The sequence below is a fragment of the Marinobacter panjinensis genome (assembly GCF_005298175.1).
Lineage (GTDB): Bacteria > Pseudomonadota > Gammaproteobacteria > Pseudomonadales > Oleiphilaceae > Marinobacter > Marinobacter panjinensis.
Genome location: NZ_SZYH01000001.1, coordinates 1,779,357 through 1,791,968, shown reverse-complemented (window position 1 = coordinate 1,791,968; position 12,612 = coordinate 1,779,357). Strand labels below are relative to the sequence as shown.

Annotated in this window: 12 protein-coding genes; 2 read left to right on the top strand and 10 right to left on the bottom strand. The window is 58.6% G+C overall.

Going from position 1 to position 12,612, the window contains the following annotated elements:
• Nucleotides 1–57 precede the first annotated feature (57 nt).
• The 4 genes from FDP08_RS08255 to FDP08_RS08240 form a co-directional block, all read right to left on the bottom strand.
• Nucleotides 58–2,277 carry a glycosyltransferase gene (locus FDP08_RS08255; RefSeq protein ID WP_137435493.1) on the bottom strand — a complete coding sequence of 740 codons (2,220 nt, stop codon included), beginning with the start codon at nucleotides 2,275–2,277 and terminating at the stop codon, nucleotides 58–60.
• A complete protein-coding gene (locus FDP08_RS08250) occupies nucleotides 2,274–3,332 on the bottom strand; it encodes a lysylphosphatidylglycerol synthase transmembrane domain-containing protein (protein WP_137435492.1) in 1,059 nt (352 codons plus the stop codon). Before FDP08_RS08250 ends, FDP08_RS08255 begins: the two co-directional genes overlap by 4 nt.
• Nucleotides 3,333–3,386: 54 nt before the next feature.
• On the bottom strand, nucleotides 3,387–4,421 hold the full coding sequence (locus FDP08_RS08245; protein ID WP_228263263.1) for a DUF6160 family protein: 1,035 nt from the start codon (nucleotides 4,419–4,421) through the stop codon (nucleotides 3,387–3,389).
• A gap of 79 nt (nucleotides 4,422–4,500) precedes the next feature.
• A complete protein-coding gene (locus FDP08_RS08240) occupies nucleotides 4,501–5,166 on the bottom strand; it encodes a GntR family transcriptional regulator (RefSeq protein WP_137435491.1) in 666 nt (221 codons plus the stop codon).
• Nucleotides 5,167–5,370: 204 nt separating this feature from the next.
• Here FDP08_RS08240 and FDP08_RS08235 point away from each other — a divergent pair, with 204 nt between their 5' ends.
• Nucleotides 5,371–6,507: an alkane 1-monooxygenase gene (locus FDP08_RS08235; protein ID WP_137435490.1), complete on the top strand. Its 1,137-nt coding sequence runs from the start codon at nucleotides 5,371–5,373 to the stop codon at nucleotides 6,505–6,507.
• 134 nt (nucleotides 6,508–6,641) lie between these two features.
• Nucleotides 6,642–7,190 carry a lactoylglutathione lyase gene (gloA, locus tag FDP08_RS08230; RefSeq protein ID WP_137435489.1) on the top strand — a complete coding sequence of 183 codons (549 nt, stop codon included), beginning with the start codon at nucleotides 6,642–6,644 and terminating at the stop codon, nucleotides 7,188–7,190.
• 14 nt (nucleotides 7,191–7,204) lie between these two features.
• On the opposite strand, the gene FDP08_RS08225 is transcribed toward gloA, so the two are convergent.
• From FDP08_RS08225 to FDP08_RS08200, 6 genes are all read right to left on the bottom strand, one after another.
• Entirely contained in the window at nucleotides 7,205–8,125 is a 921-nt protein-coding gene (locus tag FDP08_RS08225) for a DMT family transporter (protein ID WP_137435488.1), read from the bottom strand.
• Nucleotides 8,122–8,781 carry a LutC/YkgG family protein gene (locus FDP08_RS08220; protein WP_137435487.1) on the bottom strand — a complete coding sequence of 220 codons (660 nt, stop codon included), beginning with the start codon at nucleotides 8,779–8,781 and terminating at the stop codon, nucleotides 8,122–8,124. The genes FDP08_RS08225 and FDP08_RS08220 overlap by 4 nt, the downstream gene beginning before the upstream one ends.
• On the bottom strand, nucleotides 8,778–10,217 hold the full coding sequence (locus FDP08_RS08215) for a LutB/LldF family L-lactate oxidation iron-sulfur protein (protein ID WP_137435486.1): 1,440 nt from the start codon (nucleotides 10,215–10,217) through the stop codon (nucleotides 8,778–8,780). Before FDP08_RS08215 ends, FDP08_RS08220 begins: the two co-directional genes overlap by 4 nt.
• Entirely contained in the window at nucleotides 10,214–10,993 is a 780-nt protein-coding gene (locus FDP08_RS08210; RefSeq protein WP_137437258.1) for a (Fe-S)-binding protein, read from the bottom strand. Before FDP08_RS08210 ends, FDP08_RS08215 begins: the two co-directional genes overlap by 4 nt.
• 138 nt (nucleotides 10,994–11,131) lie before the next feature.
• The gene (locus FDP08_RS08205) at nucleotides 11,132–11,401 is read right to left on the bottom strand and encodes a ComEA family DNA-binding protein (protein ID WP_137435485.1); all 270 of its coding nucleotides are present in this window, start codon (nucleotides 11,399–11,401) and stop codon (nucleotides 11,132–11,134) included.
• Nucleotides 11,402–11,822: 421 nt separating this feature from the next.
• Entirely contained in the window at nucleotides 11,823–12,548 is a 726-nt protein-coding gene (locus tag FDP08_RS08200) for a GntR family transcriptional regulator (protein ID WP_137435484.1), read from the bottom strand.
• Between the last annotated feature and the right edge of the window lie 64 nt (nucleotides 12,549–12,612).

The following is a 12,612-nucleotide window of genomic DNA, read 5'->3' as shown; positions in this document are numbered from 1 at the left end:
ACGTTTTCCCAGTCTAAACCGATCATATTCTGTGTTGGAAGTGTAACCTTGATACGGTCACCGGGAAGCCGATCGTGCCAGGGTAAGGGCATAGATTTCCCGCACATCCCGGGCGAACTGTTCCACCGAATAATCTGCCGCAAATTCCAGGGCGTGGGCGGCCAGTTTTTCGCGTAGCGCTTCATCCTCCAGCAGTTGCTGAACGCGATCACACCACTGATCCTGTTTCTCCGGTGTCTTGAATCCATTATGGCCATGGCGCACGACATCATCAATGCCGCTCGAACGCACTGCAACCACTGGCAGCCCCGCGGCCATGGCTTCCAGGATAACCATGCCCTGGGTTTCGGATTTGGAGGCAAACAGGAAGGCATCGCCCAGGTGATACCAGGTGGCCATATCATCCGGGGGGATGGAGCCAACCAGTGTAAAGTGCTTTTGTAATCCCAGTTCATCGATACGCTGCTGAAGCCGCTGATGCTGGTGGCCCTCACCAATCATCAGAAAACGGAATGGGCGGTCGGAACGCCGGCGCAGCTCGTCGATGGCATTGATCATGAAATCGATGTTCTTTTCGTTGGACAGCCGCGAGACGCTGATGAACACGGTTTCATCACTGATTCCCAGGGAATCCCGCAACTTGCGGACATCTTCATCATCCACTTCCTGGAAACGCTGGTACTCAATGCCGGTCGGCTGAACGAACACGGGGCTCTTGACGCCAATCATCCGCAGGTACTCCTCGGTGGAGTAGGTGGGCACGATAACGCCATCGCATTTGTTGGCGAAGTGTTTGATCAGCTCGTGAGAAATCAGATTGCGGAACAGATTGCCCGGCAGGGGAACAAAGTGTGCGTAATGCTCCAGACGCGTGTGGTAGGTGTACACCGCCGGCACTTTCAGACGCCGGGCGATGAACAGCCCCAGGGATCCCCCGAGCCAGATCGGGTGGTGCAGGTGGATGATGTCCGGCTTGAAGGCCCTCAGTCGCTTACGGATCTGAGGAAGGAAAATATTGGCCAGCCGGAATTCGCGATCCTCGCCCATGGACAACAGTGACGGAACCCGAACCACGTTGGTTTCCTGCCTGGGCTGGTCACGATACCTCGGGCACACAATCAGCACGGCATCGCCCAGGGTTTCCAGGCCTTTGCGCAAGCGCTCGATAGAGATGGGGACGCCGCCGATAAATGGCAGGTAGTTGTTGGTAAACATGGCGACCCGCAATGGCCGGGACAGCCAGGGTTGTGGGTCCAGGTCATAGTCCGGGTAGTAGTCTTTCTCCACGAAAATGGCGGTGTAGAGCTTGATGCTGATCAGCACGAATACAGCGACCAGCAAAATGAAGTTCACATAACCAACATAGAACAGGGAGTAGATGAAGAACCAGAGGGATTCCAGCGTGCTCAGCACCGGATGTTGCGCGGCCTCCAGTCGCTCCAGTGAGTGGCTGATCTCCCCGTCTTCGCTCACATCCACGCGCACGTAATGGTAGAAGCTGGTGTCATCGTTGAGCACCAGCCCCCCGGCCCCTCCGGTGGTGATGAAACGGGTATCGCCCTGAACCTGGTCGGCATACAGGGACAGGTTGGCGGAGAACACCATATCCACATCGTGCCTGGCAATGGCCTCAAGCAGGGCTTGCCGGAACTCCGGCGGCTCAAGGAAATCATCGTCCCGCTCGAACGGGGCCTGCTGATCCGGTTCCAGCAACGGGTGCCCGATGAACAGAAAACGCAACTGGTTGGGCTCCTGATCCAACAGGTCGTTCAGCCAGCGGATCTGCCACTGCCAGGGCGTTTTGCCGGTGCTGTCCAGAAATATAAACCGGGCACCGCCCGCCTTTATGCTGAAGAAGTGGGGGCCGAAATGGTCGTAAAACCGGTAACTGCCGAAGTTTTCGTACTCATTCTCACCAAAGGTGAGCAGGTAGGGGATCTCCAGGTGGGACAGGGTGCCCTGGATGGCCCGGTACTTGTCTTCGCCACCTCCGCTGACGGCGTTGCCGGCCGAAACGACAAAGTCCAGGTTCGCCTGGTTGAGTACCGGAATCATGCGTTCTTCGAAGACGCCAATGGAGTTGTTGATATTGCCCACAACCGCAAAGCTGAAACCTCCGGCATCGGACAGTTCGTCACTGATACGGGCTACCTGCTCCGTGTGCAGAGCCTCGAAATCCGGCTCGAAAAAATTCAGGTAGCCCTTGTACCCGATCAGCAGGATGACGATCGCCAGGGTGACGTAGAAAAGGATTTTTAGTGGATGACGCCGTGTCATGGGGCTTCCCTTCGGTTCCTCACCAGTTCCCGCTGCAGAACCACAAGCCCTGTCAGCATTCCGATATAAATGGTGATGAATCGCCAGCTGATGGTCACCAGTACCAGGTGATTGGCCGTGAGTATGTCGCGGAAGAAACTGCCGAATACGCCTTCCGATATGCCGGATGCACCGGGTGTTGGTGAAAAATACATCACGAAGGTGGTTACCACCAGCAGGCCCGTACTCACCATATAGTCTACATCGTAATCCAGTGCCGAGATCAGCAGCGCCGGAAAACTGAACAGGCTGAGCAGGAATATGAAGGTGAATATCACTGACAGCGCAACAAACTGTTTTGGCCCCTTGAGGTAGTGGCCAAAGCTGAGGGCGAAGCGCAGCATCTCCCGTTTGGCCTTGAACTGCCAGCGACGATGCCTGCGCTCACTGATCAGGTGGAACCGGTGCAATAAGCCTAGCAGTCGCCCCAGTGGGCCAATCAACCACTGCGTGCGGAACAGAAGCACCATGAAAAATCCGAGATAGAGGAGGATCAGCAAAGCCAGTATCGGCCCCAGTTCGCCCACCAGGGGCTGGTTGTCCAGTGCGCTGAGGGTAAGCAGAAAGACCGGCGTGAGGGAAAAAATGAAGATCACCGCGATGACAGTGCGGATGGTGGTTGCTGCCGTGGCCCGCCCAACCGGAACCCCATGATGCTGCAGGTACCAGATCTGCGCAAAGCCGCCGCCGGTAGCCATGGGGGTGACGTTGGAGAAGAACAGGTTAATGAACACCAGCCGGAAAATCACCGGGAAGGGCAATCGGTGCCCCAGGGCCCGCAGGGTAAAGTGCAGCCGCAGCCCGTCGGCCGTGAAATAAACGATCAGCAGGGCAACAATGGATACAAGGGCTTGCGTGGAAACCAGGCGCATGTCAAAGGTGACGCTACGTCCGGCAAACTGGTCGTACACCGCGTATAGCCCGGCCGCCGTCATGGCAATAAAAATCAGGCTGAAAGCAGTCAGCCTGCGCCAGGACGCGCGTTGTTGGTAATCTCGATCCGGGATGTTGGTCATGACCTGCCCGCCATTAGGAGACGGGCAGTTTACTGTTGTTAGCGGGGGGCTTGTCTAGTGGCCATACACCATCATGGTGGTGTTTTTAATGGCAAAGTCCGTGAATTGCACCGAACCAATGCTGGTGCCACCTACCTTGAACACCGGCATATCGATATCGGCCCGGAAATCCACGTCATGGATGGACAACCCTTCTTTGCCGGACACTGCGCTGGTGCCCCGTGAGAGCTTCGCGGTGGCGCTGGCCATCCCGAAGTGCCCCAGCGTGTCGTCGCCCCGGCGGTTATGGATCTGCAGTCCCTCAATACCGACCGCGGCAAAGTTGAACAGCAGGATGACGTCGGCGGCATCCCAGTCCAGGCTGCCGTCGGTGATCTCGAAGTGGGTGTCGAGCTGCAGTTCCGAACCGGAGACTTCGTTGCCATTGGCCAGTGTGCGGGTGTTGTTGCCCTGGTTGCGGATCACCAGGTCGGTAGGGCCGATGTAGCCCTGCAGCATCACATTGGAAAACAGGCTGGCGGTACCGGCAGAACCGGTGGCCTCAACGCTGTCTACGGCCAGTTCAAAGTCTACCGCCTGCAGGTAATCGTCCAGGCTGGTGGGGTCGCCGTAGTCTGTAGCGCCCAGGTGAATCACCAGGTCGCCGCTGTCGAACTGTTTGCCATAACCACCGCCCACTGCATAGCGGGCAAGGGCGTCAGCGACGTCCGGATTGGACGTGTCCAGCAGGCCAGCGTCCGCACGGCGGGCAATCTCAGAAAAGCCGTGGGTAAGCACTTCATCCTGGCCGGCGATATCCAGGGTGAACTTGAGGTTGTCCAGCACGGTGTCGTTGTGGCCGGAGAGGCGGATGCCATCAACGTTCAGTGAGCCTTCATCGGTCCAGCTCAGGCGGTCCATCTCGACCCTGGTTTCCATCTCGATGGTGACACCGGTCTGGCCGGTGACTTCACCCATGGTGGTGTCATCCAGCGGCCGGAAGTCCGCCATCACAGGCAGTGACAGGCTGGCGGCAAGGCTCAGGGTAAAGAACCTGCCCAGGGCAGGTGTGACTTGTTCCAGGCGCTTTCGGGTGTTTCGACGTGTCATGGTGGCCCCGATTATTGTTACAGACTGTTACAGTATGCCTGATAGCAACAGCTGTCTGTGAGTTGGATCACAGACCCGGTCAGGCCGAAGAGGCCAGCGCCTGCTGGATCAGCTCTTTCTGATGGGCGCCAAACTCCGCCACCAGGGCCTCGGAGTCGTCAGTATCCCGCGCCAGGATGGCCTTCGTCAGGCGGGTGAAAAACCGGCCGGTCCGGTCCAGATCCTGCCGGTAACGGTCCGCACTCAGGTAATACGCTCGGCTGACGGCCGGCTTGAAGTTGGTCAGCGCCTCGGTGAGGTAGGGATTGCCCACCACCCCGCAGCACACCTCCATCACATTGAAGCTGGCTTCCACCACAGCGGCAATATTGGCGTCTTTGCTCTGCATCTGGCCGGTCACCTTTTCAACGGCCAACAATAACTCCGCCTTGTCTTCCTCCTGCCAACGCTCACACAGGCGCCGCGCCAGCATGATCAGCAAGTGCATGTACACGTCATAAAGTTCGGAGGCGTGCACCGCGTCCAGCTTGGTGGCGGAGGCGCCCTTGCGCGGGGTGATTTCAATCAGGTGCCAGCGCTCCAGCGTGTACAGCGCCTCCTTCACCGAAGCCCGGCTCACCTTCAGCTCGTTGGCGGTGGTGGCCTCCTGCAAGCGCTCTCCGGGCCGGATCTGGCCGGTCATGATGCGCTCGGCGAGGTAGTTGGCAATCTGCTCGGCAAGGGTGTTGGGAACCTGAAAATCCATAAGGGCTCTCTGAACAGGGGAAATGCGGAATGAGTTTATCACAGCCATTTAGTCTTGGATTGTCAGGAAGTTACCGCCGGCCAAAGCTGATATTGATCAAAAAATACCATTCACAGGTTGACGACTGTAATATTGTAGGACAATAATGCAGATAACAACAAGCGATCACCAAGATCCAATGCAACAGCCAATGAGGGAAGACCCGTGAGTACCAAACCATTGACCCTGGGCACCGAATCCGCACGCCGGAAGGTGCTGTTGACACTCAAGAAGTACAGCTATCTGATTGCGATGGTGCCTCTGGCGCTACCACCGTTACTGCTGGCGGCCGGGCAGGCCTCCGGGTGGGTGAACCTGTTCGCCTGGGGCGTTCCTGTGGTGGTGTTCGGCATTATCCCCATCCTTGACTTGCTGCTGGGCAAAGACGCCCTCAACCCGGACGAGGAAGTGGACACGCCCCGCATGAACACCGAAGTATTCTACAAGTTCATCACCCTGGGCTGGGTTGCCGCCTTTGCAGTGCTGCTGGTATGGAGCATGTTCGTGCTGGCCTCCGGCACCTTCAGTGTGGCCGGCGGCATTGGCTGGATCTTTTCTGTCGGCATCGTGGGTGGCCTGGGCATCAATGTCGCCCACGAACTTATCCACAAAGACGGCAAACTTGAAACCTGGGCCGGCGGCTTCCTGCTGTCCCTGGTGTGCTATGCCGGTTTCAAGGTCGAACACCTGCGCGGCCACCACGTACACGTCTCCACCCCCGAAGACGCTTCGTCATCGCGCTACAACCAGTCACTCTACAACTTCCTGCCCCAGGCCTACGCCCGCAACTTCATGAACGCCTGGAAACTGGAAGCCAAGCGCCTGGAGAAGAAAGGTCACAAAGCCTTTAGCTGGCGCAACGAACTGATCTGGTGGTACAGCATCTCCGCGCTGGCACTGGTCGCCTTCACCGTCGCCTTCGGCTGGCTGGGTGCCGCCTTCTTCCTGGGCCAGAGCTTCATCGCCCTCAACCTGCTGGAAATCGTTAACTACCTGGAGCACTACGGCCTCCACCGCCGCAAGCTCGAAAACGGCCGCTACGAACGCACTGGCCCGGAACACAGCTGGAACTCCAACTACTTCCTCACCAACGTGTTCCTGTTCCACCTCCAGCGCCACAGCGACCACCACGCCTGGGCCAAGCGCCGCTACCAGGTGCTCCGTCACCACGAAGTAGCCCCACAGCTCCCGGCCGGCTACGCCGCCATGGTTGTCCTGGCAATGATTCCGCCACTGTGGAGGAAGGTGATGAACCCAAGAGTAGAGGCCTACTACGAAGGCGAAGAACACCAACTGGTATAGGTTTTCAAGACCCCACAGGTTTGTGTCTCTGACTGTGGGGTCTTTTTTATCCGTTAACTCCCGCCCTTGAAATCTTCCCGAATCGCACACAGGTATAAGATTGAATCCTGAACGCATAAAAAAGGGAGCCCCCCATGCCCAAGCACTTCGAACAAGCCCCCGGCCTGCACGAAGCATCAGTGCCCGAAACCGAAGGTTATGTCTTCAACCAGACCATGATGCGCATCAAAGACCCCGAGCGTTCCATGGACTTCTACACTCGGGTAATGGGCATGCGCCTTGTCAGAAAGCTCGAATTCCCGGAAATGAAGTTCACGCTTTACTTCATGGCCTACCTCGACGACCGCCACGCCAACAGGGTCCCTCACGACGACGGCCACCGCACTACCTACACCTTCGGCCGTGAAGCCATACTGGAACTGACCCATAACTGGGGCACCGAGAACGACAACGATTTCAGCTACCACAACGGTAACAACGAGCCTCAGGGCTTTGGCCACATCGGCATAGCCGTGCCGGATGTCTACAGTGCCTGCGACCGTTTTGAAAAGCTGGGTGTGGAGTTCGTCAAAAAGCCGGACGATGGCAAGATGAAAGGCCTTGCGTTCATCAAGGACCCGGATGGCTACTGGATCGAAATCCTGCAGCCGAACATGATAGAAAAACAGCGCCGGCAAGCATAAGGGGCGTAAGTCTGTCAGGCAGTGTCGGGCCGGTTCCCGGCACTGCTTTTAGACGCGATGATGACAGCCGCGGTCAGCACCAGTGCACCGGTTATTCCAATCACGCCCAGTCGCTCGCCCAGTAACACCCACGCAAGCAAGGCCACGAACAACGGCTCCAGAGTCACTATGATGCTGGATAGCGTCGCTGGCGTCGTCTTCATGCCAGTGAAGAAACTCACATACCCCAGGCAGGTCGGCACTACGCCGATGTAAGCCACCATCAGCCATTGTCCCGGCCCCAGGCTGTCCAACCCTGCAAAGCCACCACTGAAAGCCACTACCGGTAACAGGATTAGCGCCGCTGTAAAGAAGCAGATAAACGCCGTGGTGAACACCGGAGTGCCGGTGGAGGTGTGGCGGCTGGTGAGGGTGAAGCCGGCGTACACAAAAGCCGCCAGAACCGCCACCAGGATGCCCCCGAGCCGAAGCCTGCCGGCGCTGTCCATATCACTGATGACCAGCATGGCGGTACCGGCAATGGCTGCGGCCAGAGCCAGGATGGTGACCAGCCCGGGTTTTTCGCCCAGCAGCGGCGCCGCCAGGATAGCCACCAGTACAGGCGACAGGCACAGGGCAATCAACGTGGCAATGCCAGCACCGGTCATATCCACGGCGAGCAGGTAGCTGCCCTGGTAAACGGCCTGGAAGAAACCCAGGGCAACCAGCGGCATCAGTGATTTGCGGGTAAACGTCGGTAAGGGCGTGGAACGGTGGGCCAGCGCTCGCTGTTCCCGGCGCATCAGCGCAAAGAAAAACGGCAGAGCCACTACCAGGCGTAAAAAGCCAAGGGTCACCGCCTGCAGCTCAGAGCCGGTAAACAGAAATTTTGCAACAATACCCGTGGTCGCCCAGAGGAGGGCGGCCAGGGCGATCAGTAATGCGCCTCGGATCATTCAATAACCAGTACGATCAATTCCTTGGGACCATGGACACCGTAGGCAAGGGTCTGCTCGATATCGGCGGTTTTGGATGGCCCGGAGATTAACAGCGCATTGGTCGGCATGCCAGTGGCCCAACCCTGGGATTGCATGGCCTGATGGAAGGTGGTGTAAAGCTCACTGGCTTTCAGCACCGCAATATGAATGGGTGGTACCAGGCTCATCAGCCGTGGTTCATCCACCGAAGGCCACAGGATCAGCGAGCCGGTTTCGGCAATGCCGCCACGGGTGGAGGTAATGCCCGCGTCCACTTCGCTGAACAGGGTTTCCTGCCAGCTTTCCACCGGCTCGTCGTAGATAAGCAGGTGCGGCAGGTCTTCACGGCCTTTCGTGGCGCTCTGCAAGGCTTGGCCGATCTCGTGATCCTTCGCAATCAGCAGGGACTGGGCGCCCCGGGATTGCAGGATTTCTGCCAGCCGGTCAATCCAGCCGGACTCGGTCGTGCGGTGTACTTCGCCATGGACGGATTCGATGGTCTGCTCGAACATGTCCAGTTTTTCAGCGGTGGTCCACTCGGGCCGGTCAAGCACCGAAAAATCGCATTCCGGAGCGGTCAGCTCGCCGCCGGAGCGGTGGCGCAGGCGTTGCAGGATAGCGTCGCGGGAACTCACTGGCTGCGCTCCTTCATCCGTTCGTGGAGGGTTTTTGCGGCCAGCTTCGGAGCCGTGCGGTATTGTGTCCAGCCGCCGATCTTACCCGGCTGCAGTTTGCGAAAGCGTGCGCCCAGGGCGGTGCCGAGCCGGTAGATCCCTGGCCGGGCATGCATCCAGCTCCAGCCTTTCCAGATCATGGCTTCCACGGTGCTGCGCTTGGCGCCATGGCCGGCAACCTTTGCGGGGTGCACCGTATCACCGTCCACGGATTCCTGGCGCAGGCGCACCAGCAGGTCCGGGATGGGAATCTTCACCGGGCAGACTTCGCCACAGGCGCCGCAAAGGCTGGAAGCCGTGGGCAGGTGCCGCCCTTCGTCCAGGCCTACCATGTGGGGCATCAGGATCGCGCCGATGGGGCCGGGGTAGGTGGTACCGTAGGCATGGCCACCCACACGGGTATAGACCGGGCAATGGTTCATGCAGGCACCGCAACGGATGCAGCGCAGGGTGTCCAGCAGTTCGTCGTCCTGGTAGATGGTGGAGCGGCCATTGTCCACCAGCACCACATGGACCTCTTCCGGTCCGTCCAGCTCATCAGCCTTGCGGGGGCCGGAAATCATGTTGAAATAGGTGGTGATGTGCTGGCCGGTGGCCGAGCGGGTCAGCAGAGCCAGCAGGGCGGTCACGTCCTCCAGGTTGGGTACCACCTTCTCGATGCCGGTCACGGCAATGTGGCAGGGCGGCACAGTGGTGGTCATGCGGCCGTTGCCCTCGTTCTCCACCAGGCACAGGGTGCCGGTTTCGGCAACGGCGAAGTTCACGCCGGAGACGCCCACATCCGCATTCATGAATTTCTCGCGCAACTGCAAACGGGCGTTGGCGGTCAGGTATTCCACATCGTGGGACAGATCGGTGCCGGTCTTGTCATGCAGTAGCTGGGAAATCTCTTCGGTGTTCTTGTGAATCGCCGGCATGATGATGTGAGACGGCGTTTCGTCAGCAAGCTGCACGATGTACTCGCCCAGATCCGATTCCAGGGCTTCAATGCCCTGTTCTTCCAGGTAATGGTTCAGTTCCATTTCCTCGGAGACCATGGACTTGCCCTTGATCACGCTCTTGGCGTTCCGGGCCAGACAAATGTCCCGCACAATCTCACAGGCCTCATCGCCATCGGTGGCCCAGTGCACGGTAATGCCGTTCTCGGTCAGTTTCTGTTCCAGTTGCTCCAGCAAATCCGGCAGGTTGGCCAGCGCCCGCAGGCGGATATTGGCCCCCAGATCCCGCAGGGTCTCCAGGTCCCAGCCCTCGAACGCGGACTTGCGCTTGGTCATCAGCCCGTCCATCGCCTTGCGGAAGTTCTGGCGAATCTGCGGGTTGTGGATGGCCGCCCGGGCGCGCGGGTGGAATTCCTTTACATCGATGTGGTGGGCCGAGTGCTGTGCTGTTTCGCTCATGAGCGTTTGCCCCCATCGCCGTTGGTGCGTTCCCAGAGAAAGCTCAGAATGTGCTGGCCGGTGACAGGCTTGTGGTTTTTCTCGGCGTAGCCGTCAATGTTCATCAGGCAGCCGCAATCCGTGGTGACGAATTCCTTGGCGCCGGTGTCCACCAGGGTGTCCACTTTTTCACTCACCATGGCGCCGGAAATCTCCGGATGACGTATGGCAAAGGTGCCGCCAAAACCACAGCATTCCTCGGCCCGTACCTGTTCCACCAGGTTGACGTTCTTCAGTTGCCCCAGCAGTTTCGGGCCCACTTCCGCCACGCCCATTTCCCGGCGGGCAGAGCAGGAGGTATGCATGGCCACGGTCGTGGGCTCGCCCAGGTCGTCCAGTTTGATGTGGCACACGTTCACCAGGAAATCCGTCAGCTCCCATATCCGCCCGGCAATTTCCGCCGCCTTCACGTCGTCGGCGGTATCCTTGAACAGTGCAGGGTAGTGTTTGCGCATCATGCCGCCACAGGAACCGGAGGGCACCACAATCGGCCAGTCTTCCGGGAACAGCCCGAGCTGGGCCTTTGCAACCGCGCGGGCTTCGTCGTGGTAACCGGAGGTGTAGGCAGGCTGGCCGCAACAGGTCTGGTCTTCGGGGTAGATCACCTCGATCCCTTCCCGCTCCAGTAGCTGAATGCCTGCCATGCCTGCGTCCGGGTAGAACATGTCCACCAGACAGGTGCCGTAGAAATACACTTTGGAAGGTTTGGCCGGGTATACCTTGATGGGATCAACCATTTCGCTGCCGCTCATCCTTATCATTGTTAGTAACTCATAATGATAGGGCGGCATGCCGGGTGTTGCTAGGCGACTTTATGGGAAGTTTCCGTAGAGGGAGCGGAGGGGGCAGCGGCGCCAGGCCACTGCCCGGCAGGCTTATTCGACAGTCAGGCGCTCGGCGTTCTTTTCAACCGTGCGCTCACCAATGCCCTTGACGTTGGTGAGGTCCTCGCTGGACTGGAAAGGACCGTTGGCATCGCGATAGGCCACGATGGCTTCAGCCTTGCTCTGCCCGATGCCGTTGAGGCTGGCCAGGGTTTCGATGTCTGCGGTGTTGATGTTGATTGTGGCGGGCTCAGCGTGGGCAAAACCGGCGAACAGGCTGAACAGAAGGACCATCATGGCCATAATCGGGGTGCGTTTCATTCTAGTAGGCTCCTGAGAGTGTATTTACGTGACTGGTTGTTCGTCAGGACGCAAAAGCGGCGGAGCTGATGGAGCAAGAAGAAGGAAATTGGGGAGTGAGATGGGGAGAAGTGCACGGACCAGAACACCTTCCATGTGATCCTGAATCCGTGGCTGACCCCATGCCTGATCCTTCAGGCTTGCGCACCTTCCTGTGCGCGTCTTCCCTGTGCATCGTCCCTGTAAGCCCTGATTCCCTGGGCAACTCCTGTTCCGTGGAGTTATCTTCCCTGAGCCAGCTGTCCTTGCCGGCTTCTCATCCTTGACGCTGACCATTCTACGTGGGAACGGTTCTCGAGAAATCGGACATTCGCTCCGTGGCCTGTGCGATATCTCTTACAGATTTGTAATCTTCCCTGGCGCAGTATAAGTGAATATAGGTTCATGTTTTTGCGAGATTTTCGAGGCTCGTCCTCAATGATGACTGGTGGGCTTCAGCGGCCTCGCGGATCTTCTCCATGGTAATTTCCCGCACGGCCTTCTGGCTGATGCGAATGTGGTTTGTTAACCGATCCGCCGCCTCTACCGCATGGCCGGCACGAATGGCCTCGAGTATTTCGGCGTGTTCCAGGTAAGTGGCATCAATCCGGTCGTCACGGGTAAAGTCCAGCCGCCGAATAATTCGCAGGCGGTCGGTGATTTCCCGGTGAATCCGTGTCATCTCCCGATTGCCGGCGGCACTGACCAGGTCACAGTGGAAGCTTTCGTCCAGTGCTCTTACGGTGCTGCCAACGGCACGCTCGGAGGGGTGGTCGGGGTTCCAGATGGCGGTGAGGGTTCTGACGGACTGTGGCATTTCCGGCAACTGGCAGATCTTGTGCATCGCGGCCCGTTCGAGGGTGATGCGCAGGTCGTAGAGTTCCTCGACCTGCTGGAAGTCGAACGGTTTCACCTGCCAGCCGCTGCGAAACAGCACCTCGACAAAGCCTTCCCGCTGCAGCCGGTACAGCGCCTCCCGCACCGGCGTCCGGCTCGCATTCAGGCGCGTTCCCACATCCCCCTCGCTGAATTTGTCGCCGGGGATCAGCCGAAACTCAAAGATGTCGTCCTTCAGGGCTTCATAAACCCTGTCTGCCATGGACTCTTTTCTTTTGGTGTTTGTTGCCATTTTTTTTGATTCCCTCTGGTTCCGGGGCCTCTTGTCATGGTGCTTGGTTTCTGGGGCCGGCTGG

Excerpts from the sequence above, each read along its gene's own strand:
- FDP08_RS08200 (WP_137435484.1), bottom strand. The coding sequence starts at position 12,548 with ATGGCAACAAACACCAAAAGAAAAGAGTCCATGGCAGACAGGGTTTAT.
- FDP08_RS08250 (WP_137435492.1), bottom strand. The coding sequence starts at position 3,332 with ATGACCAACATCCCGGATCGAGATTACCAACAACGCGCGTCCTGGCGC.
- FDP08_RS08245 (WP_228263263.1), bottom strand. The coding sequence starts at position 4,421 with ATGACACGTCGAAACACCCGAAAGCGCCTGGAACAAGTCACACCTGCC.
- FDP08_RS08215 (WP_137435486.1), bottom strand. The coding sequence starts at position 10,217 with ATGAGCGAAACAGCACAGCACTCGGCCCACCACATCGATGTAAAGGAA.
- FDP08_RS08240 (WP_137435491.1), bottom strand. The coding sequence starts at position 5,166 with ATGGATTTTCAGGTTCCCAACACCCTTGCCGAGCAGATTGCCAACTAC.
- FDP08_RS08225 (WP_137435488.1), bottom strand. The coding sequence starts at position 8,125 with ATGATCCGAGGCGCATTACTGATCGCCCTGGCCGCCCTCCTCTGGGCG.
- FDP08_RS08210 (WP_137437258.1), bottom strand. The coding sequence starts at position 10,993 with ATGGTTGATCCCATCAAGGTATACCCGGCCAAACCTTCCAAAGTGTAT.
- gloA (WP_137435489.1), top strand. The coding sequence starts at position 6,642 with ATGCCCAAGCACTTCGAACAAGCCCCCGGCCTGCACGAAGCATCAGTG.
- FDP08_RS08205 (WP_137435485.1), bottom strand. The coding sequence starts at position 11,401 with ATGAAACGCACCCCGATTATGGCCATGATGGTCCTTCTGTTCAGCCTG.
- FDP08_RS08255 (WP_137435493.1), bottom strand. The coding sequence starts at position 2,277 with ATGACACGGCGTCATCCACTAAAAATCCTTTTCTACGTCACCCTGGCG.